This window comes from Roseateles sp. YR242, from assembly GCF_900109745.1.
GTDB lineage: Bacteria > Pseudomonadota > Gammaproteobacteria > Burkholderiales > Burkholderiaceae_C > Roseateles.
The window spans coordinates 56,387-83,079 of the sequence record NZ_FOAV01000018.1; the positions used below are offsets into that span (position 1 = coordinate 56,387).

Annotated in this window: 25 protein-coding genes and 1 riboswitch; of the genes, 6 read left to right on the forward strand and 19 right to left on the reverse strand. The window is 66.2% G+C overall.

Annotated elements, in window-relative coordinates:
- Positions 1 to 39 precede the first annotated feature (39 nt).
- The 10 genes from BMY53_RS23135 to BMY53_RS23180 form a co-directional block, all read right to left on the reverse strand.
- Entirely contained in the window at positions 40 to 1,251 is a 1,212-nt protein-coding gene (locus tag BMY53_RS23135) for a cobalt-precorrin-5B (C(1))-methyltransferase (protein WP_092949151.1), read from the reverse strand.
- Positions 1,248 to 1,949 (reverse strand): precorrin-8X methylmutase, encoded by a 702-nt coding sequence (locus BMY53_RS23140; RefSeq protein WP_092949153.1) that lies wholly within the window; start codon positions 1,947 to 1,949, stop codon positions 1,248 to 1,250. The genes BMY53_RS23135 and BMY53_RS23140 overlap by 4 nt, the downstream gene beginning before the upstream one ends.
- Positions 1,946 to 2,953 carry a sirohydrochlorin chelatase gene (locus BMY53_RS23145; RefSeq protein WP_092949155.1) on the reverse strand — a complete coding sequence of 336 codons (1,008 nt, stop codon included), beginning with the start codon at positions 2,951 to 2,953 and terminating at the stop codon, positions 1,946 to 1,948. Before BMY53_RS23145 ends, BMY53_RS23140 begins: the two co-directional genes overlap by 4 nt.
- Positions 2,950 to 3,759: a precorrin-4 C(11)-methyltransferase gene (gene cobM / locus BMY53_RS23150; RefSeq protein WP_177201013.1), complete on the reverse strand. Its 810-nt coding sequence runs from the start codon at positions 3,757 to 3,759 to the stop codon at positions 2,950 to 2,952. The genes BMY53_RS23145 and cobM overlap by 4 nt, the downstream gene beginning before the upstream one ends.
- Positions 3,749 to 4,618: an energy-coupling factor ABC transporter ATP-binding protein gene (locus BMY53_RS23155; protein ID WP_092949159.1), complete on the reverse strand. Its 870-nt coding sequence runs from the start codon at positions 4,616 to 4,618 to the stop codon at positions 3,749 to 3,751. The genes cobM and BMY53_RS23155 overlap by 11 nt, the downstream gene beginning before the upstream one ends.
- Positions 4,615 to 5,496: an energy-coupling factor transporter transmembrane component T family protein gene (locus BMY53_RS23160; RefSeq protein WP_143074203.1), complete on the reverse strand. Its 882-nt coding sequence runs from the start codon at positions 5,494 to 5,496 to the stop codon at positions 4,615 to 4,617. Before BMY53_RS23160 ends, BMY53_RS23155 begins: the two co-directional genes overlap by 4 nt.
- Complete coding sequence (locus BMY53_RS26755; protein WP_092949163.1) at positions 5,486 to 5,926, reverse strand: energy-coupling factor ABC transporter substrate-binding protein; 441 nt, start codon at positions 5,924 to 5,926, stop codon at positions 5,486 to 5,488. The genes BMY53_RS23160 and BMY53_RS26755 overlap by 11 nt, the downstream gene beginning before the upstream one ends.
- On the reverse strand, positions 5,923 to 6,603 hold the full coding sequence (locus tag BMY53_RS23170) for an energy-coupling factor ABC transporter permease (protein ID WP_092949165.1): 681 nt from the start codon (positions 6,601 to 6,603) through the stop codon (positions 5,923 to 5,925). Before BMY53_RS23170 ends, BMY53_RS26755 begins: the two co-directional genes overlap by 4 nt.
- Positions 6,604 to 6,732: 129 nt before the next feature.
- Positions 6,733 to 6,940, reverse strand: a riboswitch (cobalamin riboswitch).
- 65 nt (positions 6,941 to 7,005) lie between these two features.
- On the reverse strand, positions 7,006 to 9,204 hold the full coding sequence (locus BMY53_RS23175) for a phosphocholine-specific phospholipase C (protein ID WP_092949167.1): 2,199 nt from the start codon (positions 9,202 to 9,204) through the stop codon (positions 7,006 to 7,008).
- Between the two features lie 17 nt (positions 9,205 to 9,221).
- Positions 9,222 to 9,794 carry a PEP-CTERM sorting domain-containing protein gene (locus BMY53_RS23180; RefSeq protein WP_092949169.1) on the reverse strand — a complete coding sequence of 191 codons (573 nt, stop codon included), beginning with the start codon at positions 9,792 to 9,794 and terminating at the stop codon, positions 9,222 to 9,224.
- A 734-nt stretch (positions 9,795 to 10,528) separates the two neighbouring features.
- Here BMY53_RS23180 and BMY53_RS23185 point away from each other — a divergent pair.
- Together BMY53_RS23185 and BMY53_RS23190 are read left to right on the forward strand one after the other, a co-directional pair.
- The gene (locus BMY53_RS23185) at positions 10,529 to 11,572 is read left to right on the forward strand and encodes a glycoside hydrolase family 5 protein (RefSeq protein WP_177201014.1); all 1,044 of its coding nucleotides are present in this window, start codon (positions 10,529 to 10,531) and stop codon (positions 11,570 to 11,572) included.
- Between the two features lie 184 nt (positions 11,573 to 11,756).
- Positions 11,757 to 13,424: a cellulase family glycosylhydrolase gene (locus tag BMY53_RS23190; RefSeq protein ID WP_092949172.1), complete on the forward strand. Its 1,668-nt coding sequence runs from the start codon at positions 11,757 to 11,759 to the stop codon at positions 13,422 to 13,424.
- 135 nt (positions 13,425 to 13,559) lie between these two features.
- On the opposite strand, the gene BMY53_RS23195 is transcribed toward BMY53_RS23190, so the two are convergent.
- From BMY53_RS23195 to BMY53_RS23215, 5 genes are all read right to left on the reverse strand, one after another.
- Entirely contained in the window at positions 13,560 to 14,828 is a 1,269-nt protein-coding gene (locus tag BMY53_RS23195; RefSeq protein WP_177201015.1) for an ABC transporter substrate-binding protein, read from the reverse strand.
- Positions 14,829 to 14,882: 54 nt separating this feature from the next.
- Positions 14,883 to 16,103, reverse strand: a complete 1,221-nt coding sequence (locus BMY53_RS23200; protein ID WP_092949174.1) for an AGE family epimerase/isomerase — start codon at positions 16,101 to 16,103, stop codon at positions 14,883 to 14,885.
- Between the two features lie 34 nt (positions 16,104 to 16,137).
- The gene (locus BMY53_RS23205) at positions 16,138 to 17,127 is read right to left on the reverse strand and encodes a LacI family DNA-binding transcriptional regulator (protein WP_092949176.1); all 990 of its coding nucleotides are present in this window, start codon (positions 17,125 to 17,127) and stop codon (positions 16,138 to 16,140) included.
- A 124-nt stretch (positions 17,128 to 17,251) separates the two neighbouring features.
- Positions 17,252 to 17,605 carry a hypothetical protein gene (locus BMY53_RS23210; RefSeq protein WP_092949178.1) on the reverse strand — a complete coding sequence of 118 codons (354 nt, stop codon included), beginning with the start codon at positions 17,603 to 17,605 and terminating at the stop codon, positions 17,252 to 17,254.
- A 271-nt stretch (positions 17,606 to 17,876) separates the two neighbouring features.
- Positions 17,877 to 18,332, reverse strand: coding sequence for a GNAT family N-acetyltransferase (locus tag BMY53_RS23215; RefSeq protein WP_092949180.1), 456 nt, complete (start codon positions 18,330 to 18,332; stop codon positions 17,877 to 17,879).
- Positions 18,333 to 18,431: 99 nt separating this feature from the next.
- Here BMY53_RS23215 and BMY53_RS23220 point away from each other — a divergent pair, with 99 nt between their 5' ends.
- The 3 genes from BMY53_RS23220 (at position 18,432) to BMY53_RS23230 (ending at position 21,402) form a co-directional block, all read left to right on the forward strand.
- On the forward strand, positions 18,432 to 19,799 hold the full coding sequence (locus tag BMY53_RS23220) for an amino acid permease (RefSeq protein WP_092949224.1): 1,368 nt from the start codon (positions 18,432 to 18,434) through the stop codon (positions 19,797 to 19,799).
- A 265-nt stretch (positions 19,800 to 20,064) separates the two neighbouring features.
- On the forward strand, positions 20,065 to 20,640 hold the full coding sequence (locus BMY53_RS23225) for a hypothetical protein (RefSeq protein WP_143074204.1): 576 nt from the start codon (positions 20,065 to 20,067) through the stop codon (positions 20,638 to 20,640).
- 63 nt (positions 20,641 to 20,703) lie between these two features.
- Positions 20,704 to 21,402 carry a YjjG family noncanonical pyrimidine nucleotidase gene (locus BMY53_RS23230; protein WP_092949184.1) on the forward strand — a complete coding sequence of 233 codons (699 nt, stop codon included), beginning with the start codon at positions 20,704 to 20,706 and terminating at the stop codon, positions 21,400 to 21,402.
- Here BMY53_RS23230 and BMY53_RS23235 read toward each other — a convergent pair.
- From BMY53_RS23235 to BMY53_RS23245, 3 genes are all read right to left on the reverse strand, one after another.
- Positions 21,387 to 22,067 (reverse strand): glutathione S-transferase family protein, encoded by a 681-nt coding sequence (locus BMY53_RS23235; protein ID WP_092949226.1) that lies wholly within the window; start codon positions 22,065 to 22,067, stop codon positions 21,387 to 21,389. The genes BMY53_RS23230 and BMY53_RS23235 overlap by 16 nt on opposite strands.
- A 58-nt stretch (positions 22,068 to 22,125) precedes the next feature.
- Complete coding sequence (locus BMY53_RS23240; RefSeq protein WP_092949186.1) at positions 22,126 to 22,734, reverse strand: flavin reductase family protein; 609 nt, start codon at positions 22,732 to 22,734, stop codon at positions 22,126 to 22,128.
- A 78-nt stretch (positions 22,735 to 22,812) separates the two neighbouring features.
- A complete protein-coding gene (locus BMY53_RS23245) occupies positions 22,813 to 23,577 on the reverse strand; it encodes an SDR family NAD(P)-dependent oxidoreductase (protein WP_092949188.1) in 765 nt (254 codons plus the stop codon).
- A 309-nt stretch (positions 23,578 to 23,886) separates the two neighbouring features.
- Here BMY53_RS23245 and BMY53_RS23250 point away from each other — a divergent pair, with 309 nt between their 5' ends.
- Positions 23,887 to 24,843 (forward strand): LysR family transcriptional regulator, encoded by a 957-nt coding sequence (locus tag BMY53_RS23250; RefSeq protein ID WP_092949228.1) that lies wholly within the window; start codon positions 23,887 to 23,889, stop codon positions 24,841 to 24,843.
- 64 nt (positions 24,844 to 24,907) lie between these two features.
- Here the strand turns inward: BMY53_RS23250 and BMY53_RS23255 are convergent, their stop codons facing one another.
- Positions 24,908 to 26,545 carry a GH39 family glycosyl hydrolase gene (locus BMY53_RS23255; RefSeq protein WP_092949190.1) on the reverse strand — a complete coding sequence of 546 codons (1,638 nt, stop codon included), beginning with the start codon at positions 26,543 to 26,545 and terminating at the stop codon, positions 24,908 to 24,910.
- Positions 26,546 to 26,693 lie beyond the last annotated feature (148 nt).

Genomic DNA, 26,693 nt, shown 5'->3' on the forward strand with positions numbered 1-26,693 from the left:
AAGTCCTTGTTGAGCATCAGGGTCGTCAGAGGTCAGAAGTCAGAGATCGGCGGCGGTGTCCGCGTCGAGCAGATGGTCGATGCCGGTGCGGCCTGCCGTTGCCGGGCGCTCGCGGGGTGGTGCCGGGGCGGAGCTGACATCCGCCACGCACTGGCCGCTGAAATCGCACACCAGCACACGCAGGGCAAACGCATGGTCGTAACGGTCCGGGGCCAGCAACGTGTCGATGGCGGCCTGCGCCAGTGCCTGATGGAAGGCGTCGCCCAGACCGCGTTCCACCATCAGCTCCGCACCGAAGCGGGCGGTCTCGGCGGTGGCAATGGCCTGGCAGTCTTCGTCCGAGGCACCGATGCGCTTCGCGATCTCGGCAATGAGGTCGGTATCCACCACATTGCGGTTGGCATGGGTGATGGTTTCGCCCTGCGCGATCTTGGTGAGCTTGCCCACCATGACCCCCAGCACCACCAGCGGGATGCCTTGCGCCACTACCTCGTCGAGGGCATAGCGCAGGAAGTCACCCATCTGGATGAAACACGCCTGCGGCAACTCGGGCCGCTCGGCCCGCAAGGTGGCGATGGCGAAGGTCTCGGTGCGTCCGCCGGTGGTCAGGGCCACCAGCCCCTGGCCCACCGTGGCGGCCACCTGGATGCCCTGGACCACGCTGGCCCGCCAGGCCGCCGTGGAATAGGGCCTCACGATGCCGGTGGTGCCCAGGATGCTGATGCCGCCCAGGATGCCCAACCGGGCGTTGGTGGTCTTGCGGGCCATCTCCTGTCCGCCGGGCACACTGATGGTCACCGCCACGCCGTGTTGGGCCAGCAGGTCCGGCGCGGCTTCCCGGAGGTTCTCGGCGATGTTCTTGCGCGGGACCGGATTGATGGCGGGCCCCCCCACCTCAAGGCCCAGCCCCGGCATGGTCACCATGCCCACGCCATCACCCGCGTGGAAGGTGATTTCGTCCGCGCGGCCGGGCAGCAGCTGCAGATCGACCGTCAGGTGGGCACCATCGGTGCAGTCGGGGTCGTCACCGGCGAATTTCACGACCATGGCATGCGCCTGGGCGGCACCTGCCTGACCGTCGTGAATTTCAAACCACACGCGATCCCCGTTGGGCAGCAGGCTTTCGATCCGCTCGGGCACGTCACCGCCAGCCAGCCCCAGCACCGCCGCACGCGCCGCCGCGGCCGCGCAGGCGCCCGTGGTGAAGCCGGTGCGTGTGCCGCGTGCGGCTGCCTGGCCGGTCTCTGTCATGCACCGGCTCCCGGCGCGGCCAGGCCGGCGGCACGCTGGCGCGCTTCGGCCAGCGCCAGCAGCGCGTGCAGGGCGGCCACCACCAGCGTCGATCCGCCCTTGCGGCCGCGGATCACGATCCAGGGCACGTCCTGCAGCTCGGCCATCAGGTCCTTGGATTCCTTGGCCGAGACAAAACCCACCGGCATGCCCACCACCAGGGCCGGGCGCACACCTTCCTCACGGATGAGGCGAACCAGTTCGATCAGCGCGGTCGGCGCATTGCCGATGCCGACAATGGCGCCCTCCAGCAGGCCCTGCCGCTGCGCCTTGCGCATGGCCTGCACCGCGCGGGTGGTGTCCTGCGCCTGGGCGGTGGCGATGACGTCCTCGTCGCTGATGAACTGCCAGGTCTTCATGCCAAAGTGATTCAGGCGCGGGCGGGAAAGGCCCGAGCAGATCATCTCGACGTCGGCCACCACGGGCGTACCACCCCGCAGCATGGCTGTCACGCCGGAATCCACGGCGTCCGGGTGGAAGTCGGTCAGGCCGTTGAAATCGAAGTCCGCATTGGCGTGGATCATGCGGCGGACGATGGCCCATTGCGGATCGGTGTACGCGTGGGGGCCAGCCTCGGCATCAATGATGGAGAAGCTGTCGTGCTCGATGACCTGGCCGGCGCGGGTCAACTGCTCGGTGACGACGTTGACGGTGCTCATGCGGTCTGCCCCTCCCGGTGTGGCGCGGCATGGTCGTGATCGTGCCCATGGTCGTGCCCATGACCGTGCGGGTGATCGTGATCATGATCGTGCCCCGGTGCATGCGCGTGGATGTGGACCGGATGCTCCTGCTGCGCAGCGTTGGCGGCCGGCGCATGGGTGTGCTCATGTGAATGGCCATGGCCGGCGTCATGCGCCAGCTCACGGTAGGTGCAGCCGTCACAGGGCAAGCGGCTGTCCGCCACATGGCGGTCCAGGTCCAGGATGCGCTGGGTGAGCAGGTCGAAGATCTCCGGCTCGAAACCGAAGTGCGCCGTGCAGACAAAACGCAGCTGCGGATATTGGGCGCGCAGGTGCTCCACCTGGCGGTGAATGCGCTGCATCAGGGTGCCGGTGTAGAGGTAGTACGGCAGCACCACGATCTGCCGCATGCCCAGCAAGGCCTGCCGCTGCACCACTCGCTCCAGGCGTGGCCAGGTGATGCCGGTGAAGGCCAGGTCCACCAGTTCGTGGTCCCCGACCTCCAGCAGCCAGCGCGCCATCTTGGCCATGTCGCCGTTGGCGCCCCGGTCCGAAGAACCGCGGCCCAGCAGGACCACGCCGGTGGTGGTGGGGTCCGGCATGTCCAGGGTATTCATGGCCTGGCGCAACCGGCGGCGCAGCACCGCGAGTACCGGGTCGCAGGCGGTCAGGTGCGGCGCGAGCAGGATCTCGGTCTGGGGGTAGGCCAACCGGGCCTGCTCGATCGCCTCGGGCACTTCCATCTTCACGTGGCCCGCCGCGTTCAGGATCAGCGGCACCACCAGCACACGCCGTGACTGGCGGGCGGCATCCAGCAGCCCTTCCTTCAGCCCGGGTGGGGCGAATTCAATGAAGCAGACGTGGATGCGCCAGTCCGGCTGGCGCGCGCGCCACTGGTCGGCAAAGGCCAGGATCTCCTGGTTGCCCGAATCTTCGCGGGAGCCGTGGCCCACAATCAGGATGGTGTCGTCGGCGCTGATCATGCATTGGCCTTTCGGAAGCGATGGGTGAATGTGGGGTCGTAGAGCTTGGAGCGCGCCAGCGTCTCCCAATGACGGGCGCCCAGCGTGGGGCTGGCCACGATCATGGCCTGGCTGACCACGCCGGCCTCGCGGCAGCGCTGCTTGATGTCGGCCAGCGTGCCGCGAATGATGAGTTCCTCGCCAGGCCAACTGGCCTTGTGCACGACGAGCATCGGCGCATCCTCCGGCCAGCCGGCTTCGCGCAGGGCCGCTTCGACCTTGTGCAGCAGCGTGATGGACAGGAAGATGCACAGCGTGGTGCGGTGCGCGGCGAGTGCGGCCAGGTCTTCACCCTCCGGCATGGGCGTGCGGCCTTCCACGCGCGTGAGAATCACGCTCTGCGTGACCTCCGGCAGGGTCATGGATTCACCGGCCGCCGCCATCGACGCCATGGCCGACGAGACACCGGGCACCACGCGCCACGGCACACCGGCGGCATCCAGCGGGCGTGCCATCTCGATCAACGCGCCGTACAGGGCCGGGTCACCCGTCTGCAGACGCACGACGGTCTGGTGCTGGCGCGCGCGGCTCACCAGCCATTCGGTCATGTCCTCCAGGGTCATGTCCTTGGAGTCGCGGATCTCGCAATCGTCGGGCGCGTATTCGGTCGCGGCACGGTCCACCAGCGAGCCCGCGAAAAGCACGGCACCGGCCTGGGCGAGCAGCTTCTGGCCCTTGATCGTGATCAGCTCCGGATCGCCGGGGCCGGCCCCGACGAACCAGACAGTGCCCGGCGTCCCCGGTGTTTCTGGGGTATCAGGCGGCATGGATGGTTCTCTCTTCATGGTTGGATACGGGCGCGGTGCGCAGGGCCGCGAGCAGTTGGCCCATCGATCGCGGCACCGGCGTGGTGGCCAGCAGGCCGCGTTGCACCAGTTCGGCATGCAGGGCCATCACCTCGGGCGGCGATTGACCGGCGTCGCGCCAGGCCTGGGGGTGCGCCATCAGGAATTCGGTCGGTTCGCACAGGCGGCACTGCCCGGCCGCCATGATGTGGATCTGGTCCGCCCATTCGGCGGCAAAGGCGGCGTCGTGGGTGGAGAGCAGTACCGTGACACCCCGGGCCACCAGGTCATCCAGCAACTGCTGGAGATCCTCCTGCATCGGCTGGTCCAGGCCGGCCATGGGCTCGTCGAGTACCAGCAGCCGGGGTTGCATCGCCAGCACCCCCGCCAGGCAGACGCGTTTCTTCTGCCCGAAGCTGAGGTGGTGCACCGGGGTGCGGCTGTGCGCCGCCATACCGACCGCCGCCAGGGCATCCGCCACGCGGGCACGTACGTCTGCTTCCGCCAGGCCCAGGTTGAGCGGGCCGAAGGACACGTCTTCCTCCACATGCGCGGAGAACAGCTGGCGGTCCGGATTCTGGAAGACCAGGCCCACCTGCTGGCGCAATGCGCGCAGGCCTGCGCGGTCGTGGTTCACCGCCTGGCCCTGCCAGCGCAACTCGCCCGATGCAGGACGCAGCAGGCCGTTCAGGTGTTGCATCAGCGTGGTCTTGCCGGCACCGTTGGCGCCCAACAAGGCATTGCGGGTGCCGGGGCGCAGGTGGAAGCTGCAATCGACCAGCCCGGCGGTGCCGTCGGGATATTGATAGTGGGCGGAGATCAGCTCGATGAGATGGGTCATGCGGCCGCTCCCGGGTTGGCCACGACAGTCGCGGCGGTTGCGGCATTTGCGGCAATCGAGGTATTTGCGGTGGTTGCCTGAAGGGCCTGGCCGTTGCCGCCGCTGGGCGCCATGAGCCCCAGGCCATCCAGGTGATCGGGGCTCGCCAATGCCGCCACCAGCATCAGTGTCAGCCCGCAGGCGCCTGCCGTCAGGCATTGCCGCCGCCATTGCGGAAAGTCCGCCGACAGGAAGCGCAGCTGGCCGTCGAAATTCCTCGCGTCCGCAGCCGCCTGCAAGGCCGTTGCGCGCATCCAGCACTGCACGGCCATCTGGCTGATCAGCAGGGCCATGGCGCGCAGCGCCTGCCGCCGCCCGCCATAACCGAGCCGGGCTCGCTGTGCGGTGACGCCGTCGGAGAAGGCTTCTGCCAGCACGGCCTGCATCCGGTAGGCCACCACCATCAGGTCCAGCAGCACGGCGGGCATGCGCATCTGGCGCATCAGGGCCAACAGGTCGCCCAGCGGGGTGGTGAGTACCAGCCACAACAGGGCCGTGCACAGCGACAGCGCACGTGCCGCGACCATGAACACCTGCGGTGCCATCTCCGGTGCCAGGCGCCAGCTCAGGGTGCCGTCCACTGGTGTCACGGACACCAGCATCGACAGGCAGGACATCGCCAGAAATCCCAACGGGGCGCGGGCCACCCGCACATACGCCCGCAACGGGATGCGCGCGCCCCCCACCGTGACGGCTGCCATCAGGGCGGCCAGGCCCAGGGCCACCCATGGCGACGATGCCAGCCATGCCGCGCCCATGGCGCAGCCGGTGAACAGTGCCTTGGCCGACGGGGCAACAGCGCGCCATGGGCCGGCATAAGCCAACCGCTCAATGCTCACCGGCCACTACCTGTGTGGTGTCGTTGCTGCTCGCGGTACCGTGGCTGGCGTGGTCGCTCCCACGGCCGCTGCTGATGGCCCTGCCATCGGCCCCGCCCTGGCTGGTGGCCGCCGGCACCGGCGCGCCGCTTTTGGCGGATGCTCGTGCCCTCGACATGCCAAGCCAATAGCCGATCACGCCCGCACCCGCGGCCGCCTGAAGGGCAAACAGCAGGGAGGCAATTTCATTGCTGGAGGGCTCCAGCACGGGGCTGAACCAGGGTTTGTAGTCGGGCGCGATCTGGGTAATGGCCTGCTGCGCGCGCGCATCGGCGCCCTGGAACAGCTCACTCTCGCCGGAGGCCTCAGCGGGCGGCGACCCCACCCACACCAAGGGCAGTGCCGTGAGCAGGACCACGGCGGCCAGAAGAAGCCAGGTCTGCTTCTTCATGGTGTGGGCCTCCGGGCATAGGTCAGCACCGGCATCAGGCGCAGCTCGGTAGCATTGAATTGCGCCATGGCATTGACCACCAGCACGGTCAGCAAGCCCTCGGTCACCGCCAGCGGCAGCTGGGTGACCGCGAAGATGCCGGCGAACTTCTCGAACGAGAGCAGCACACCGCCGACCGGATCGGGAAACGCCAGGGCCAGTTGCACGGACGTGGTCACGTAGGTGGCCAGGTCACCGAGGCAGGCCGCGAAGAACACGGCCACACTGCGGCTCAGCCCCAGCGCGCAGCCCAGGCGGAACACCCCGTACGCCACAAACGGCCCGACGATGGCCATGGAGAACACATTGGCGCCCAGCGTCGTCAGGCCGCCATGGGCCAGCAGGAGTGCCTGGAACAGCAGCACCACAAAACCCACCGGCACCATGGCCGCGGGCCCGAAGAGCAGGGCACCCAGCCCGACACCGGTCGGATGCGAGCAGCTCCCGGTGACCGAAGGCAACTTCAGGGCGGACAGCAGGAACGCAAAGGCGGCACTGACGCCCAGCAGCATGCGTTGTTCCGGATGGGCGCGCAGCGTGCGGTTGACCGACGCCAGGCCCCAGGCCAGAAATGGTGCGGACGCCACCGTCCACGCAAGCGCATGCTGGAAAGGCAGGAAGCCCTCCATGATGTGCATTCGATACCTCCCGTCGAATGGATGAACTCGACACCCTTCAACGGAAGCTTCGGCGGCAACATCAGCGACGGCGAGACCGATCCTGGTCGCGCAGTACCGACAACGGCCTCCCTCGCCCCGGGGAATGGTGCTGACATGTCGCCATCGGGCCGGTATTCTGGCTCGCCATCATCCTTCCCTGCGCCTTCCCGTGAACTTCACAGTGGCTGGTATGCAGGGTCGTCTGGCTTACAGCAGCGGGGGCTGCACCGGAATGGCTGTGGATCACAGCGTCACCGGTTTCCCGTTTAACGCGCATTCCTGATGGAAGGCGCGCACCCAAGGCGGGACGAATGTTAACCGCATCCGAACCTGGCCGAGCCCGGCCCAACGTGGCCGAACCCGGTCAGCCAGGCCCGACACTCATCCGGCGGTTCGGTACTGTGCCATCACCGCCGTGCCCTCCATCGTCGGATCCGACACCGACGGCGCGCCGGTTTCGATGTGGCCCGCCAGCCGGCGCAGGAAGTCCGCCTGGCCGCCCACACGCAGGGAGACGTCATACCAGTGCGCGCTGGTGGCCACCGGAATGCGCAGCGCGCTGCTGCTGCGCGCCGGCACCTGGATGGTCTGTGCGGGGACCTGGCGGTACTTGTTGTGGACCAGCGTGAAGCTGGCGGCCACCGGGCCCGTGTTGGTGAGCGTGAGCACCAGCTCGCCGCTGGCGGGTTCCGCACGGGCCTGGACGTCCGGATTGGGCTGGCCAGCCGCCGCTGCGCGGCGCGCGTTGCCCGCCAGATGGCGGTGAAAGCCGTTGGGGCCGACCACCCACAGGTCGTAAGCGCCGCTGGCCACGGGGGCGAAGCTGCCGGTGAGCTGCTTGCCGGCCTCCACGGTGTAGCGGCGCGGCAGGTCCGCCAGGCGCAACCGGTCATAGACATGGAACACGGCTGCAGCCCGGCCCGTGTTCTCGAAGCTCAACGCCAGCGTGGTGGCCCCCAGCACGGCGCTGGGCAGGACGCGCGCCGTGACCTGGAGGTCATAAGGCAGCGCACGGGCGGGACGCACCCCGGAGAGCTGCTGCGGCGCCACCACGCTGCCGGGCGTGGCCGGGGTGGTGGTGCCCGGCAGTGCACGCGCCCGGTTGGCCAGGGCCACGGTGCTGGGAAGCCTGGAGAAGAACTCGCTGTCTTCCGGGTCGGCAAAGTTGAAGCAGGAGGTGAGGTCGCCGGCCACCGCGCGCCGCCAGGCGCTGATGTTGGGTTCCTTCACACCGAAGCGGGCCTCCACGAAGCGCAGGAAGGAGGTGTGGTCCGCCACCTGCGAGTTCACCCAGCCGCCCTTGCTCCAGGGGGAGATCACATACATGGGCACCCGCGGGCCCATGCCGTAGGGCCGATGCAGATACAGCGGCGAGGAGCCGTTGAGGATCTCGTTGTATTCGCCGGTGGTGTCCACCGTCGAGGCGCCCGCCAGCACCGCCTTGGCCGGGTCTTCATTCCAGCTGGCGTAGGCCGGCGCGGCCGGGGGCGGCACGTGGTCGAAGAAGCCGTCGTTCTCGTCGAAGTTGATGAACAGGACGGTCTTGCTCCAGACCTCCGGATTGGCGGTCAGTGCGTCCAGCACCTTGGCGGTGTAGTCCGCGCCCTGGGCGGGGCTGGACGGGCCTGGGTGCTCGGACCCTTCGGCGGTGGCGACCACCCAGGAAACCTGCGGCAGGCGGTTGTTGACCACGTCATCGCGCAGTAGGTCCAGGTCGCGGGTGGAGATGCCGCGGTCCTTCAACGCCTGCGAATAACCGGGGCGCAGGTACCAGCCGTCCCGGAACACCTTGAACCCGGCCAGCGAGTTGTCGGTGAAGTTGTCCGCCATGTTCTGGTAGACCTGCCAGCTGACGCCGGCGGCCTGAAGGCGCTCGGGGTAGGTGGTCCAGGTGTAATCGTCGGCCGGGTTGGCATTGAACCAGTCATGGCTGTTGTCGGTGGAGGGGCCGTTGCCCTTGCGCAGGGGGTCGTTGGTGCCGGACCAGAGGAACAGCCGGTTGGTGTTGGTGCCGGTCTGGGTGGCGCAATGGTAGGCATCGCACAGCGTGAAGGCATTGGCCAGTGCGAACTGGAAGGGAATGTCCGCCTGCTCGAAGTGCCCCATCGAGTGGTTCTGCTTGGCCAGCGGCCATGCATTCATGCGGCCCTGGTCCCAGGCGGCCTGCGCATCGGTCCAGGAGTGGGGCGTACCGCTCACCCGCATCACCGCGAAGTTCTGGGCGGTGTTGAGGTGGAAGGGGGCGGTGGCGCGCACAGCGCTGCCCGCGGCGGTGGGCTGTGTCCATACGGTCTTGCCGATGATGCCGGCGGCGGCCTGGTCGGCCACCGGGATCGGGAACGGATCCGCAAAGCCGCGCACGCCGTTGAGCGTGCCGAAGTAATGGTCGAAGGAGCGGTTCTCCTGCGTGAGGATCACGATGTGCTCGACGTCCATCAGCGTGCCGGTGCGCCGCGCCGCCGGGATGGACAGGGCCCGCGCGATGGACGGCGGGAAGCTGGCCAGGGCGGCGGTGGCGCCGGCCGTGCCGGCGATGGCGCGCAGGAACTCGCGACGGGGAGGGGTGGTGGGCTGCGTCATGGCGGGGCTCCTCTTGATCAGGCTTGGCGGCGGCGGGCGACAAAGGCGACCAGGCCGAGGCCGGCCAGCAGCAGGACGCCGGTGGTGGGTTCGGGCACAGCGGCCGCAAAGGTCAGGTCGTCCATCACGAAGTTGGCCGGGTCACTGCTGCGAAAGACCAGGCGGTCCACCAGGCCCGCGTATCCCGAGGCGAGGAACACCGGGGACGCGCCGAGGTCCAACGTGGCGGTGCTGCCCACCAGCAGGCCGCCGCTGTAGAGGTCGATGCTCACCGTCACACCCTCGTATCCGGCGAACCAGGCGCCGGCGAAGGTGCTGGCGGAGGTGAAACGGACGGCGCTGGTGTCGGCACTGCCGTCCCAGCCCAGGGTGGCACGGCGGTCACCCGAGTGGGCCGTGAAGGGCGACTGTTCACCGGCGTACTGGAACCAGCTGCTGCCGGACCAGTCCAGGCCGCCGTAATCGACCGGCACATAGCCGTCCTCACCCAGGTCGTCGAAGGTGAGCACGGTGGCGGACGCCAGCGAGGCGGCCAGGGCCAGGGTCAGCGGAAGGACCAGACGGGCCAGCGAAGCGAAAGGGGTGGGCATGGGAGCTCCTGTGATGCGGGGTCGGCCTGCATCTTCAGGAGGCGTTTTGACAGTCGGGTGACCGGTGTGTGTCAGCGCTGGATCAAGGGCCTGACCATCGAGCGCCTGTCCCTCAAACCCGTGTTGTTACGGGTTGGTCTTGAGTCTGTCATGGTGCTGAAGCGCGGGGGCGGCCTTACCAATGGAGACGAAATGAGCGCAGGAGCAGACACATTGTGACGATGTCGTAAACCGCCTTCGCAGATCATCGCGGCCCTGTCCCTATTCAGACTGCCGCCGTGATGAAGTGTCCCCGTCCGCCCTCGATGTCCAGCATCAGCCCCGGCATTGCCTTGCTGCTTGCCGCTGCCTCGTTGACTGCTTGCGGCGGAGGGGCCGACAAGGACAGTGATGCGGCCGCGCCGACGCCCGCACCGGCCGCCTCTCCAGCGCCTTCACCTTCACCTTCACCTTCTCCGGCGCCTTCTCCTTCTCCTTCACCCGCCCCGAGCCCGGCGCCAGCACCCGCGCCAACGCCGGCTCCTACCCCTGCGCCGTCTCCAGCTCCAGCGCCAACACCCGCGCCATCGCCCTCACCAGCGCCCGCGCCATCTCCTGCCCCGGCCCCGGCACCGGCACCGGCACCGGCACCGGCCCCATCACCCGCCGGAGATCTGTCCGTCCCTGCGACCGGCCAGTTCGCGCTGCCGTTCAATGTCGCGACCGACGGCCGCATCCTGGACAGCCAGGGCGCCGTGGTGTCCTTGCGCGGGGTGAACTGGTTCGGCTTCGAGACGCCGGATCTGGTGGCACACGGCCTGTGGCAGCGCAATTACAAGGACATGATCACGCAGATGAAGGACCTGGGCTTCAATGCCGTCCGTCTGCCGTTCTGCCCGACCACACTGCGTTCCACGGGCCGCCCGGGCAGTGCGCTCAATACGACCATCAATCCGGACCTGGCCGACAAGACGCCGCTGCAGGTGCTGGACCGGGTGGTGGCCGAGCTGGCCTCCAAGGGCTTCTATGTGCTGCTGGACCACCACCGCCCGGACTGCAACGCCATTTCCACCACGCCGCAGATCACCGGCTACACACTGGACCAGTGGGTGGCCGACCTGCAGTTCGTCGCGGACCGCTACAAGAATGTTCCCAATGTCTTTGCCATCGACCTGAAGAACGAGCCTCACAGCAGTGGCGGCAGCGGCGCCTTCTGGGGCACGGGCGACATCAACAGCGACTGGAAGCTGGCGGCCGAGCGGGCAGGCAGCGCGGTGCTGGCCACCAACAGCAAGCTGCTGGTGTTTGTGGAGGGCGTGTCGGACAACGGCGGCCGTTGCGAGAACACGGATGCGCATTGGTGGGGCGGCAATATCGAGCCGTTCTCCTGCTACCCGATCGACACGGCCAAGATCCCGCGCAGCAAGATGGTGCTGTCGCCGCATATCTACGGCCCCTCGGTCAGCTCGCAGCCGTATTTCAACGATGGCACCAACTTCCCCAACAACATGCCGGCCATCTGGCAGAACCAGCTGGGGCGTTTCATGGGCCAGTACGCCGTGGTGCTGGGTGAATTCGGCGGGAAGTTCGTCGACAAGGACCGCCAATGGCAGGTCAAGTTTGTGGACTGGTTGAAGTGCAAGGGCACGCGCAACTTCTTCTACTGGTCCTGGAACCCCAATTCCGGTGACACGGGCGGCATCCTGCAGGACGACTGGCAGACCGTCTCACTGGACAAGTACAACAACCTGAAGCGCCTGTGGGACGGTTCTGCCGCAGACACCACGGTCTGCAATTGAAACGATTGAGCATAAGCCGCTGGATGGGGCGGGCTGCAGCTGTACACACTGCACGGCTCGCAATGGCAGACGCGATTCGCGGACCCGGACAGTGCTTGTCCACGTTGGCTTACCATTTATTGCTGGATCTTTCGGGGCCGTAAAGCAAACTGATTGCCTCTGCAGTCAACGAGGCATTGTCATCATGCGTCCTCTCCCCACCCGATTCATCCTGCGCAGCAGTCTTGTCGCCCTGGCCTTTGGTGCCGTGATGCCGGCGCATGCTGCGCTGACCATTGCGGTTGCTCAGGACACCTGGACCGGCGGCTTCTGCTCTCGCGTCACCATTCGCAATCCAGCCACCACAGCCAGTGGTGTCTGGACCTTGCTGTTCGACATGCCCAATGGGCAATTGAATGGCAGCTGGAATGGCACCTTCAAGCAGGTGAATGCCACCACGGTGTCGGTGACCGGCATCAGCTGGAATTCGCCGGCCGCCGCAGGTCAAAGCTTCGAGATCGGCTTCTGCGGCAACGGCACGGCACCCAGCCCGACGTCGTTCCGCATCACCGAAGCGGGCACGGCGCCGGCGCCTTCACCCGCCCCGGCACCGTCCCCGGCACCTTCTCCAGCACCCGCTCCGTCCCCGGCCCCCGCGCCATCACCAGCGCCTGCGCCGTCGCCTGCACCAGCCCCTGCGCCCGCACCCGCACCGGCCCCCGCCCCCGCCCCCGCCCCCGCAGGCGACCTCTCCGTTCCTGCGACCGGCCAGTTCGCGCTGCCGTTCAGTGTGGCGACCGACGGCCGCATCCTGGACAGCCAGGGCGCCGTGGTGTCCCTGCGTGGTGTGAACTGGTTCGGCTTCGAAACGCCGGATCTGGTGGCACACGGCCTGTGGCAGCGCAATTACAAGGACATGATCACGCAGATGAAGGACCTGGGCTTCAATGCCGTCCGTCTGCCGTTCTGCCCGACCACGCTGCATTCCACCGGCCGCCCCAGTGGTGCGCTCAATGTCAGTGTCAACGCCGACCTGGCCAACAAGACACCGCTGCAAGTGCTGGACCGCATCGTGGCGGAGTTCGCTGCCAAGGGCTTCTATGTGCTGCTGGACCATCACCGTCCGGATTGCAATGCCATCTCCAGCACGCCGCAGATCCCTGGCTACACGCTGGACCAGTGGGTGGCGGATCTGCAGTTCGTCGCGGACCGCTACAAGAATGTCCCCAACGTCTTCGCCATCGACCTGAAGAACGAGCCGCACAGCACAGGTGGCAGCGGCGCGTTCTGGGGCACGGGCGACATCAACAATGACTGGAAGCTGGCGGCAGAGCGTGCCGGCAGTGCCGTGCTCACGAGCAACAGCAAGCTGCTGGTGTTTGTGGAAGGCGTCTCCGACAACGGCGGCCGTTGCGAGAACCCGGATGCGCACTGGTGGGGCGGCAATATCGAGCCGGTGTCCTGCTACCCGATCGACACCACCAAGATCCCGCGCAACAAGCTGGTGCTGTCGCCGCACATCTACGGTCCGTCGGTCAGCAACCAGCCCTACTTCAACGACGGCACGGGCTTCCCGAACAACATGCCGGCCATCTGGCAGAACCAATTGGGCCGCTTCATGGGCCAGTATGCGGTGGTGCTGGGCGAGTTTGGCGGCCGCTTCACCGACAAGGACCGCCAGTGGCAGGTCAAGATGGTGGATTGGCTGAAGTGCAAGGGCACGCGCAACTTCTTCTACTGGTCCTGGAACCCCAACTCCGGCGACACGGGCGGCATCTTGCTGGATGACTGGCAGACCGTCTCACTGGACAAGTACAACAACCTGAAGCGCCTGTGGGATGGCTCGGCGGTGGACGCCAGCGTCTGCAAGTAAGTGAGCGCCGCAACGGCGCCAGGCAACCAGCGTGCGTGGCTCCGGGGCGGCAGCGGGGGCTGGCCGTGATGGCCGTCTGACGGGGAGCTCGACGCGATCGTCGAGCTCCCCGTTTTCAATCACCGCATCCCGGCATTACTGCGACTTGGCCGCCGCCACCAGCCGATCCATCGCCTGTGCGGGCGTGATCTGCTCGCTGTTCCAGAACTGGCTGACCACGTCTTTGATGGCGCCCTCGGCGGAAGGAGACACCGCCATGCCGTGCGCGATGGACGGCAGCAGCGTGTTGGCCTTGCCCGCGTCGGCAAAGTCGGTGGCGGAAGCCTTGGCGCAGTCGTCGAACTTCGACAGGTTGACGCCCTTGCGCACCGGGATCGAGCCCTTGGCCAGGTTGAACGACTCCTGGAACGACGGCGACATGATGGCCACCGCCATGTCACGCTGGGCCTGCACGTTGGCCTCGCCCTTCACCTTGAACATCGCAAACGAGTCCACGTTGAAGGTGTAGGTCTTGGCCGTGCCCGGGGCGGGGACGCACAGGAAGTCTTTGCCCGCCACCTTGCCGGCGCTCAGGAACTCGCCCTTGGCCCAGTCGCCCATGATTTGCATGGCGGCTTCGCCCTTCATGACCATGGCTGTTGCCAGGTTCCAGTCGCGGCCCGGCGCATTGCGGTCGGTGTAGGCCTTGAGGCGGCGGAAGGTGCTCAAGGACTTCTCCATCGTCGGGCTCTTCAGGCTGGCCGGGTCCAGCTGGATCAGCGCCTTGCGATAGAACTCGGGGCCGCCCGTGCCCAGCACCACCGCCTCGAAGGTGGTGAAGTCCTGCCATGATTGGCCACCATGGGCCAGCGGCGTGACGCCGGCCTTCTTCAGGGTGTCGGCCACGGTGAAGAATTCGTCCCAGGTGGTGGGCGGCTTCACGCCAGCCTTGCGCATCACTTCCGGGTTGACCCACAACCAGTTCACGCGGTGCACGTTCACCGGCACGCCGATGTAGTGGCCCTGGTACTTCACGATGTTGCTGATGACCGGCAGCAGCAGCTCGTCCCAATGCTCGGCCTTGGCAACGTCGTCAATGTTGCTCAAGGTGCCTTCGCGCGCCCATTCCTGCAGCAGCGGGCCCTTGATCTGGGCGGCCGTGGGGGCATTGCCGGAAATCACGCGGGACTTCAGCACCGTCATGGCGGCATCGCCCGCGCCACCGGCCACGGCAAAGTCCTTCCACTTGTGGCCCTTGGCCTGCATGGAGTCCTTCAGCTCGGAAATGGCCTTGGCCTCGCCGCCGCTGGTCCACCAGTGCAGGACCTCCAGGTCGCCCGCCTGCGCCGCGCCGGCCGACGCGCACAGCGCCATGATGGCCGCAGTGCCCAGCAAGGTGCGGCGTGTCCAGTTCGTCTTGATCATCTGTTGTCTCCGTTTATGAGTGTGGTTGTGCAGATTCAGGAAGTGCTTGTTGATCTATCGGGGTCCCTCCAGGACAGACACGATGTCGTAGCACGCACCCATCGTGTGATAGTCCACCTTGCCCGCAGGGCTCTTCTCATCGCTGAGTTTGCGGTTCTCCCGGTCCAGGATCCGGTACCAGGCGCCGTGCTCGTGATCCACGAAGTGCGTCCAGCTGTACGCCCACAGGCGTTGGTACCAGTCCCAGTAAACGTCGTCGCCGGTGCGCTGCGCCAGCAGCGCGGCAGCGGCCGTGCTTTCGGCCTGCACCCAGAAGTATTTGTCCGGGTCGCAGACTGTCAGGTCGGGCGCGAGCGAATAACACAGGCCCCCATGCTCGGCATCCCAGCCGCGGCGCACCGCCACACGGAACAGCTGCGTGGCCGTGGGCAGGATCCAGCTCAGGTCCTGATCCAGCCGGCTGCCGTGGGCCTCCAGCTGCAGCAGCAGCTTGGTCCATTCGGTGAAGTGGCCGGGCTGGTAGCCCCACGGGCGGAAGAGGTTGGCGGGATCGTGCTTGTTGAACATCCAGTCCGGCTGCCAGTGCGCGTCGTAGTGTTCCCAGATCAGACCGCCGCAACGCTCACCCTGGCGGCGGGTGATGTTTTCAGCAATCAGCGCCGCACGGGCCAGATAACGTCGCTCACCAGTGGCATTGAAGGCCGCCAGCAGCGCCTCGCACGAATGCATGTTGGCGTTCTGGCCGCGATAGGGCGAAAGCACCTGCCAGTCGGCACTGGCTTCGTCTGCATACAGCCCGGCCGATTCGCTCCAGAAGCGCCGCTCCATCAAGTCGAACGTCTCGGCAATCCACGGCCGAGCTTCTTCCACGCCGGCCATGGCCGCATGCGCATAAGCCAGCAGCACAAAGGCCATGCCGTAGGCGTGCCGGGTGCCATCGATCACCTTGGCCTGGCCGTGCTGCCAGTCCAGCAGCCAGGTGTAGCCACCCCGGGCCTGGTCCAGGTGGGCCTCTCGCAGGAAGCGCACACCGTGCCGAGCACCTTCCAGATAGGCGGGGTCGCCAAAACGCCGGTAGGCCATGGCGTAGGTGAACACAAAGCGCGTGCTGCTCACCAGATGGCGCTGATGCGCGTCGTAGACGGTGCCGTCGTCCTTGAAGAAATGGAAGAAGCCACCGCTGGGGTCGATGCAGCGGGGGTGATAGAAGCGCATCGTGTGCCTGGCATGGGCCAGCAGCACGTCGGGGGAGCGAAAGTCAGGCAGGTTGGACATGTGGTTCAGGGTTGGAGGCACTCGAGCTTGAGCGCTAATCGTTGCTGCTGGAGCTGTCACGCACGACCAGTTCAACGGGCATGACCAGTTCAAGCGGGGTCTGCGTCGTGGCGCTGAGCAGGAGCTCCACGCCCTTGGCGCCGAGCGATTCCTTGTCCACCCGCACCGTGCTCAGTGGCGGATGGGCGACCGAGGCGCCACCGATGTCATCGAAGCCGACGATGGCGATGTCCTGCGGAATGCGCAGGCCTTCACTCAGGCATTGCTGCATGGCGACCAGCGCCGCGCTGTCGTTGAAGCAGACCACGGCGTCCGGCCGCTTGCGCAGGGCCAGCAACTGCCGCATGGCGGCGGTCACGCCGGCATCACCGTCGCCCAGGTGCGAGGCCACCACCTCCAGGTCGGGGTCCGCCTGGACACCCGCCTCGAAGAGGGCACGGCGGTAGCCGTGGGCCCGCTGCTGAAGGCTGTAATGCGCGGGTGAGCCGGAGATCAAGGCGATGTGCCGGCGGCCGCTGCGCAGCAAGTGGCTGGTGGCGAGAAAGCTGCCGCGCTGATGGTCCGGATTGACGGAGGGGATGCCGTGCCGGTGCATGTCCACCAGCACCATGGGTTTGCCGGTCCGGCGCAGGCCCTCGAGAATCTCGGGCTCGAAGTAACCGGCACAGAGGAAGGCATCCAGCTGCTGGACGCGGCTCTGGTCGATCACCCGGTCCGTGGGCCCGGCGACGATGAAGGACAGCGTGATGCCGTCGCGCCGGCAGACCTGTTCCGCGCCGTGCAGCACTGAGGAGAAAAACGGGCTGGACGCCAGGGTGTTGTGCTGGCTGTGCAGCAGGAAGCCCACCCGCCGGATGCGGTGGCGGCGCAGTTGGGTGAGGTCGTAGCCCATGCGCACCGCCCATTCATGGACGATCTGCCGCGTGCCTTCCGACAGGCCAGCCTGATTCCGCAAGCCACGCGAAACCGTGCCGATGGAGAGGCCGGATGCCTTGGCAATATCGCGGATGGTCACTGAGCTCATGGGTGGGGGCGATTCTTGAAGTCGCTCCTGCACGGGTCAACACCGAGAGCCCGATTTTCCTTCTTGTTTAGTCTTGTTTACAAAACAAGCCATGATCGCCCCACCCGACGGGGGCAGCGCCTGCTCAGGCGGTTTGGGCCAGCTCGGCGGCCTTTTCCTCGATGGCCTGCCACAAGGTGGCGCTCACATCCTTGGCGCCGGCCAGGCCGGCGCGGCCGGCGTAGTCGGTCAGCATCCCGCAGGTCACCTGGTCTTGCGCCGGCGGGCTGACGAAACGGTACAGGTTGCCCGAACTGGTCTTGGCGATGCGCGCCACGCGGTCCACGCCGCTGAGCGAGGAGGTGATCCGGACGGCGCCCGGGCCCAGTTCGCTGGCGATATGCAGCTTGCCCATGGGCGAGCGGAAGGCACGCCAGGGCCCAAGCACCATCATCGGCGCGGGTTCGCTCGGGGTTCCGTCGCGTTCGTTGTCGGACATGTTGCAGACCTGTTGAGAGACCAATGCCCTGCGGCCGGACCGGCCGACATGGGCAAGCTGAGCAAAAGGAAGGGTGGCGAAGAGGAGGCGCCAGAACCGGGAGTCTAGCCAGAGCGTTGCCGCATGGGTTATGCAGGCGTTCCCTAAGTTCTTGCATCGCCCAGACTACGTTGATCACGCGTTGATCACGAATACCGCATTAACGCAGCCGTACAGTGTCGCACCGCACATTCAGTTACGTATGGTGAGGGTGCTTGTAGCTAACTGTAAGTTAGCCGCCTAGCCTCAGTTCGAGCACTTCATCTCCATAGCCATCCCGCTCTCCGGTGGGGCGCCAGCCCAGCCGGCGATAAAAGCCGTGGGAGCGATGCGCGGGATTGGCCGAGCAGCCCAGGAACAGGCGCTGGTGGCCGAGCGAAGCCAGGTGGGCCACGGTGTTGTCCAGCAGGTGGCGACCCAACCCTTTTCCTTCGTGCTCGGGCAGCAGCGCCAGCACCACGATCTCGCCGCTGCGTGCATCACCGAAGCAATAACCGGCCAGGATGGTGCCGTCATGCGCTACATAACCGGGTAGCTCGCCCTGGCGCACCTGCGCCGACCAGGACGCTTCCGTGATCCCCAGCGCCGCCAGCCGGGCGGCCGGCACCGCGTTCTCGCGTGTACGCCCACGGAGATCGATGCAAGCGGCGACGTCTTCAGGAAGTGCTGGTCGAAAGAGATAGTTCATGGGGAGAGTCTGACCTGTCTTTGCGTCACCGGAAAACAGGGCTGGCGCAGGCGCCGCCGCGCCCTGTTGTGCAAGGTACGGCATCGTAGACTGATGCCCATGCAGCGCTCTACCCAGGGTCAACTCGACCGCCAGCTCCACAACCGCCATGTCCAACTGATCGCCCTCGGCGGCACCATCGGCACCGGCCTTTTTCTGGGCTCTGCGGGCATCATCGAGATGGCGGGCCCGGCCGCGCTGGTGGCGTATGGCATCGGTGGCCTGGTGATCTTCCTGATCATGCGCTTCCTCGGCGAAATGCTGGTGGAGGAGCCGGTGGCCGGTTCATTCAGCCATTTCGCCAACCGCTACTGCGGGCCGTTCACAGGCTTCTTGTCCGGCTGGACCTGCGTGGCGCTGTATGTGCTGGTGGGCATGATCGAACTCACCGCCGTGGGCAAGTTCATCCAGTTCTGGTGGCCGCAGGTGCCGGTGTGGGCCACGGCGGCGGTCTGCTTTGTGCTGATCAACGCGCTGAACTTCGTCAACGTCCGTGCCTTCGGAGAGTTCGAATTCTGGTTCGCACTCATCAAGGTCGTCACCGTGGTGGCGATGATCGTGATGGGTTGCTACCTGCTCTTCAGTTCCGACCGGCCCGACCAATCCTTCAGCAACCTCTGGACCCACGGCGGATTTGCGCCCAAGGGCCTCGGCGGCATCACCATGGCACTGGCCTTTGTGCTGTTCGCCTTCGGCGGCATCGAGACCATCGGCTTTGCGGCGGCGGAAACAGAGCAACCGGAAAAAGTCATCCCCACCGCCATCAACCAGGTGATCCTGCGGGTGCTGGTCTTCTACATCGGGTCGCTGGTGGTGCTGCTGTCGCTTACGCCCTGGAACCAACTGGTGGCCCAGCTCACCGCAGGCGGTGACCCCTATGCCAAGAGCCCCTTCGTGCAGGTGTTCGCCAGCCTGGGGCAGGGCACGGCCGCGCACTTGCTGAACTTCGTGATCCTCACTGCGGCGCTGTCGGTCTACAACAGCATGGTCTATTGCACCAGCCGGCTGCTTTACGGCATGGCACGGGAGGGCAACGCGCCCCGGCTGCTCACCCAGGTGAACCGGCGCGGGGTGCCGGTGCCGGCCATTGTGTTTCCCGGCATCCTGACGGCGGTCACCGTGCTGCTCAACTACGTGATGCCCTCTGGCGTCATCGAGGCACTGCTGTCGCTCATCGTGGGCGCGCTGGTCGTCACCTGGATGACGATCATCATCACGCACTGGCGCTTTCGCCGCGCACGGGCTCAGGCGGCGCTGGCGAAGTTCCCCGCGCCGGTGGCGCCCGTGTCCAACCTCTTTTGCCTGGCAGTCATGGCGCTGGTGTTGGGGGTCATGTTGAGTTCGCCGGAAGTCCGCCTGTCGGCGCTGGCGTTGCCGGTCTGGATCGCGGTGATCTATGGGGTGTACCGGTTCTTGAGACGCACGTAGACCTGAATCGAGGCCCTTGGCCCGCGTGATTCCGGGACGTTTCAACGGCTTTACGCGCGCCTCACCGGGGCGCATCCAAACGTGCGGCGCGCATCCGTAGCATGTCCCGATTGTGGTGTGTGCCTGGATGCCGAGCGCAGTGAGAATTCCGTATAGCCGTTCGCTGGCGTCGTGGCGAGATCAACCTCCGGGAATGGCGAGGCGTGGGGTGGCGGTATCTGTCACCGCACTGGCCCACTTGTTTCTATTGTTCCTGGCCTGGCAGATGAAACTGATCACGCCCCGTGAGCACGAAGCGCCGCGTGTGAGCACGGTTCGCCTGATCCCGGATCCCACCACGCCAGCGGAGCAGGCCCAGCCGTCCGCCAGGATGGCCTTGCCTGCACCCTTGGGCTCGCCACCACCGCTGTCCAGCCTGGCGGGCTTGCGCACCGAGATCAATCTGCTTCCCGACTCGTCCGGCTGGGCTGGTGGCGCTGCGCACGAGGCGACGTCGGCAGATACAGACGCACCGCAGTCCTTTGGCCGGGTGGGCCTGGACGGTGCCGCGCATCTGCCCGCCGGCCCAGCGTCGGGCCCGCAGCGTCTGGCAGCCATCCCTGGCCGGGAGGTGCTGCGCGGCTCGCTGGCCAATCCGGCGGTGATGGACCCTCGCAGCAATTCACCGCGCCCGTCCATGGAAGAGAAGATCGCCCTCAGCCTGAACCCCGAGCTCTGCCTCAAGGAAGAGCGGATGCCGGATGGCACCATCCGTCGTGCGCTCGTCAAGCGCAAGGAGGTGCCCAGTGCCGCGCAGGCCTACACCGGCATCAAGACGATGCGGGTGATGGTGTGCCAGTGAACACCGTGGCCGCGACGCCGCGCTGACCCCCAGGGCCACCGCCTCGGATAGAGTGGCGGTGGCATGAAACACCGACTCTTTCTCCTCGATCTGGACGACACACTGCTCGACTTCAAGGCCTCGGAGCGCGAGGCCTTCGGGCGCGTGATGCGGTCCCTGGGCATGGACCAGCCACTGGATGCCTTGTTCAAGGACTATCAGGCGATCAACCTGGCCCTGTGGCGCAGCTTCGAGCAGGGCACCGTGTCCAAGGACTTCCTCAAGGTGGAGCGCTTTCGCGCTGCGTTCGAACGCCATGCGCTCGACCTGGATGCCGCCACGGCCAGCGAACACTACCTGGACAGTCTGGCCGACACCGTGGTGCTGATCGACGGCGCGCAGGCCCTTTGTGCCGAGCTGGCCAAGGTGGGCGAACTGGGGGTGATCACCAACGGCGTGGAGCGCATCCAGTCTCGGCGCATCGAGGCGTCCGGGCTGTCGCCCTACATCGCCTTTGTGGCCACGTCGGAGCGATGCGGCCACGCGAAGCCGGACAGCCGGTTCTTTGAATACGCGGTGGCTCGCGCCTCAGCCTTCGACAAACAGACCACGGTCATCCTGGGTGACCGCCTGGATGCCGACATCCTGGGCGGCAACCAGTTCGGGATCGAGACCTGCTGGTTCAATCCCCATGGCCATGCCAGAGACCCGCACACCGTGCCCACCTACGAAGTCACGCGCCTGGTGGACGTGGCGGCTGCGCTGCGTCAGTCCTGCGGCTGATACGCCGCAGGAAGCGCTTCGCGATAGGGGTAGAACTTGAAGTAGGGCCGGGCTTCGTCCAGTGTCCGCGCGACGGAGGGGCGCTGCAGCAACTGCTTGTAGTAGGTGTTGAGCCGCTGCTGATTTGCAGCAAAGGGCACCAGTGTGGAGGCATAGAACAGCGCTGGTGCGGCGGCGCAATCGGCCATGGTGAATTGGTCGCCGGCCAGCCAGGCACGGCCTTGCAAGCGTTCGTCCAGCATGCCGTAGGCCATGGCCAGCGTGTCGCGGCCTCTGCCGGTGGCAATCGGGTCGCGGTCCTTTTCCTCCCGAAGCCGGTCGGCCACGATGGCCTGCATGGGCAGCATCACATACAGGTCACACAAGCGATCCATCAGCCGGACTTCGAGTGCCGATGCGGCTTCTGCCGGGATGAGGGTCTGGGACGCTGCGGCGTGGCGGGTGGCCAGGTACTCGATGATGATGCTGGTTTCGGGGATGACCAGGTCGTTGTCCTGCAGCAGCGGCATCTTGCCGGTGGGCCACAGCGCCAGGAAGTCCGCGCGCCGCTGGGCATTGCCCAGGTCGAGGAAACGGGGCACAAAAGGCACGTCGAGTTCATACAGCGCAATCAGCGCCTTGTGACAGAAGGACGAGAGCGGATGGTAGTGAAGACTCAGGGACATGGAGGGCACCTTGGGGTTGGGCACACCTATGGGACGGGGATCGTAGTTCCATTTCGAGCTACAACATGCCGGGACGAAACAATTGACGGCGACTGATGACCTGACCCGCCACGACGAACACACCGTCACCGGTGTAGTGCAGGGTCTTCGGGTGCCGGGGCCGTGGCGCCACATGGGCCTTCACCACTTCAAAAATGAAGAAGTCATGGCGCTTGACCAGTGCCGTGTCGTGGAGCCGGCATTCGAAGTTGGCATGGCAGTCCGTCACCAACGGTGCCTTGACGACCTCGCCAGCGCCGCGTGCAAGGCCAAAGGCGGCAAACTTATCCACCTCGGCGCCGCTGCAGTTGCCGATACGCACAACCGTGTCGGTCAATGCGGTGGTGGGCAGATTGATGACACATTCCCGGCTGCGCCGGATCATCTCGTGGCTATGGTTGGCCGAGGAGATCACGCAGCCGATCAGCGAGGGCGTGAATTCCATGACCAGGTGCCAGCCCATGGTCATGAGGTTGTCCTGCCCGCGCCAGTGGGAGCTGACGAGCACGATAGGGCCGGGTTCAAGGTAGCGACGCACCTCGGAAACAGGCAGGTCCTGTTTGCGGGTGCGTGAAGCAGCGGCGCTTTGTGTCGGCGGGGAGGGGCGCTGCGGGCGGGGTGCTGTCATGGGAGGCCTGGGGGCGGGTTCTGACCCCGGGGCAATCGTCATGCCGCCGATGGCCGTTCTCCCCGCCCCCGGTCACCCTTACACCTGCACCATGCCACCATCGACGAACAGCTCGATGCCGGTGACGAAGGAGGAGTCCTCCGATGCGAGGTACACCGCTGCCTTGGCAATGTCTTCCGGCTGTCCGATGCGGCCGATCGGCAGCTGGCCGGTCAGGTAATCCAGCAGGCCTTGTTGCTGCGCCTGGTCCGGACCCGCCAGTTCTACCAGGCCGGGCGTGTGGATCGGGCCGGGCGAGAGTGTGTTGACGCGGATGTTGCGGCCCTTCAGGTCCAGCACCCAGCTGCGGGCCAGATTGCGCACCGCCGCCTTGGTGGCGCTGTAGATGCTGAAGTTGGCGGTGCCCATGCTGCTGGTGGTGGAGCCGGCCAGGATGACGGAGGCACCGTTGGTGGCCTTGTCCAGCAGCGGCAGCGCCTTCTGCACCGTGAACACCACGCCCTTGACGTTGCGGTTGAAGGTGTCGTCGAAGTGCGCTTCGCTGATCTCGCCCAGCGGCACCATGCCGCCACCGCCGGCGTTGGCATAGAGCACGTCAATACGCCCGTGCGCCGCGCGGACCTGTTCGTAGAGGCGGTCCAGATCGTCCAGGCGGGTGGAGTCGGCCTGCACGCCCGTGGCCTTGGGGCCGATGGCTGCAACGGCGGCGTCCAGCTCCGGCTTGCGGCGGCCCGTGATGTAGACGTGGGCGCCTTCGGAAGCGAAAGCCTTGGCGGCGGCCAGGCCGATGCCGGAGGTACCACCCGTGATGACAGCGACCTTGCCTGCGAGTTTGTTGCTCATGATCTGTTCCAGAAGTCCTGAGGACTTGTTGATAGGGTGAGCGAAGCTTAAAAAATTCATGAAAATGAATAAATACGCTAAGAGCTGCTTGTTAATTCATGATCATGAATAATCCGGTGCATCCGGTGCATCCGGTGCATCCGGTGCATCCGGTGCATCCGGTGCATCCGGTGCATCCGGTGCATCCGGTGCATCCGGTGCATCGGGTTAGGGTTGCTTCACCGCTTGTTCCTGAGTTTGCTCGGCGCCGCTTCCCTGGGCGTACGACGTTTCGCCACCCTTGTCTCCTTTCACTTCCTGCTGATGGCCATGGATCAACTGCTTGCCCTGCGTGTCTTCGTTCGTATCGCCGAATCCGGCGGCTTCTCCAAGGCGGCTGACACGCTGAACGTGCCCCGTCCCACGGTGACCAAGCTCGTGCAGGATCTGGAACGCCATTTGGGCACCCGGCTGCTGCAGCGCACGACACGGCGGGTGAGCGTGACGCCTGAAGGTGCGGCCTATTACGAGCGGGCCCGGCGCCTGATTGCGGACCTGGAGGAGATGGACGAGCAGGCCGCACGCGCACGGGCACAGGCCAAGGGGCGCATCCGTGTGGATGTGGGTTCGGTGCTGGCGAACATGATCCTGATCCCGGCCCTGCCTGCCTTTCGGGCCCAACATCCCGAGCTGTATGTGGACCTGGGGGTGAGCGACCGGCCGATCGATCTGATCGGCGAAGGGGTGGATTGCGTGATCCGGGGCGGGGCGCTGGCGGACACGTCGATGGTGGCGAGGCGGATCGCCACGCTCGATTGGGTGACGTGCGCGAGCCCGCTGTATCTCAAGGCACGTGGGGTGCCGAAACATCCGTCAGAGCTGCTGGTGCGTGAGGATGCGCCGGGCGTCAGTGGGGGCGTGCCGGGGCATGGGATCGCCGGGTATTTCTCATCGCTGACAGGGAAGGCGTTTCCGCTGGAGTTCCATCGGGGGGATGAGCACCTGTTGGTCAGTGGGCAAGCGGTGGTGGCGGTGAATGAGAGCACGGCGCATCTGAGTGCGTTGCTGTCTGGGGTGGGGGTGGGGCAGACGTTCCGGTTTGCGGCGAAGCCGCATCTGGACAGTGGGCGTTTGCGGACAGTGCTGGACGATTGGACGCGGCCGGCACACCCCCTGCACGTGGTGTATCCGGCAGCTCGGCATCTGAGCGCGAAGCTGCGGCTGTTTGTGGATTGGGTGGCGGAGGTGTTTGCGCCGTTTGATGATCGGGCGGCGGGGGACCGCTGACCATCGATCTTCGATGTTTGAACTTCGGCCCCAAGCCCACCGAGTGCGTGAAGGCGCAGATGGATCAACGGAGCTGTGTCGGTTCCAGCGTGATCAACACCAGGTCGTGGGTACGCAAGGGCAGCTGCTCCTGCCAACGCCCGTCACGCCCAACCTTGATTTCCAGATCGACTTCAGGGCGGTCAGCGGTGAGCACATGCAGTTGCCGGAGCTGTTCGTTGCTGAGCTCCGCCGGCTTGCGCATCTTCAGCCAGGCCGTGTGGGCGTCGTTGGCTTCGAAGCCGGTGCGATAGGTGCGGAGGCGGTAAGTGCCAGGCCGAAGTCCCTGCCAACGAAGAATGGCAGGGGCCAGGCGTTGCGCAGGACGAGGTTCGCTGAACCAGGGGCGGTTGCTGGTGTCCTGGTCCGGAAGGCGCCAGTCCCAGACGATGGTGGTCGTGCCGCCGTTGGCCGTCGCCGCCAGTGCGCCCGTGTCGTTCAGCGGAAGTTGCTGCCCCTGCAGTTGATGCAGGTACTTGTAGGCGAAGAACGCCGGCTTGCGTATGCCCTCCCGGGTCAGGAGCCCGAAGCCGCCATGAAATGGCGCAGGCGGAGGCCCGGCTTCTTCAAAGAGGTCGCTGTAGGTCCAGTAACTCATGGCCTGGGCCAGACCCTGGGTCTGGCGGAGCTTCTCCAGGATGTAAGGAGCGCTCAGGTATGCGTCGTGAATGGGATCGCGCGGGTTGTAGCTGGTGCTCCACTCCGTGATGTAGAGCGGCAGGCCCGGGAAGGGCGATGCGTCGATCTCGCCGCGGACACGACGGACATCGCCCACGATGGCATCCGGAGAGCGCGAGAGCTTGTTGTCGTCATGGCCGAATTCGTCGAGGAAGCCGCCTTCAACGCCGTAGGTGTGGGTGGTGACAAAGTCCACCGCCACGCCCTCCGCCTTGCAGAACGCCAAAAAGGGCACCACCCAGGCAGCCCCCGCCGTGGACGGGCCACCCACGCGCAACTGCGGGTCCACCGCCTTGAGCGTGCGCGCCGTGTTGGCATAGAGCGCGAAGTAGGCGGCCTGGTCGGCCTTTTCCCAGAAACCGTCCAGATTGGGTTCGTTCCAGACCTCAAACGGCCACCGCCGCACTTCGTCCGCACCATAGCGCTCAAGCAGATGGCGAGCAAACGCGTCCACCAGCGCGGCCCAGGCGCTCGGCTCCGGGTGCGAGGTGTTGCCCTTCCAGTGGAAGATGGTCTGCGCCGACGTGGCCATGGCTTCCGGCGTGAACCCCAGTTCAACAAACGGGCGGATGCCCTTGGCCAGCAGGGCGTCGTAGAGCGCGTCAATGCGGCCGAAGTCGTAACGCAACCGGCTGTCCGGTTCGCGCACCACCGTCTTCAACGCATCATGGAAAACGGCATGAAAGCGGACATGGCGGAAGCCAAGCTCATCCACCGCCGTCTTCAACTGCGCCTGACTATCCGCCCGCGCCAGCGTGCCGGGGAAGTCCGCGCCCACCGCGAAATCAAAGCTGCGGTCCACCGCCGCGCCAGCCTTGCGCAGGTCCATGTCGATGTCCCGCGCGGACGTCCCCGCCGCCGAGGCAGCCGAACCCGGTGGGGGGGTGGGGGCTTGCGCGGCCACGTCGCCGGCGGCGGACAGGCTCGCGCATGCAACCGATGCCCATGCCAGCTGCACGGCGCCGCGCCTCGTGAATGTCGGCATCCACTGTCTCCTTGACTGGATGCAGCGCGGCTGATGCAGCACTGCGGCGGTCTATGAATTGACCGCTTGCAGTGATATTAGTTCGGTGACCTTACTAAATGACTGGAGCTAACCCTTGGCGGCCCATCCGCCCCCCGCCCGGCCCTGC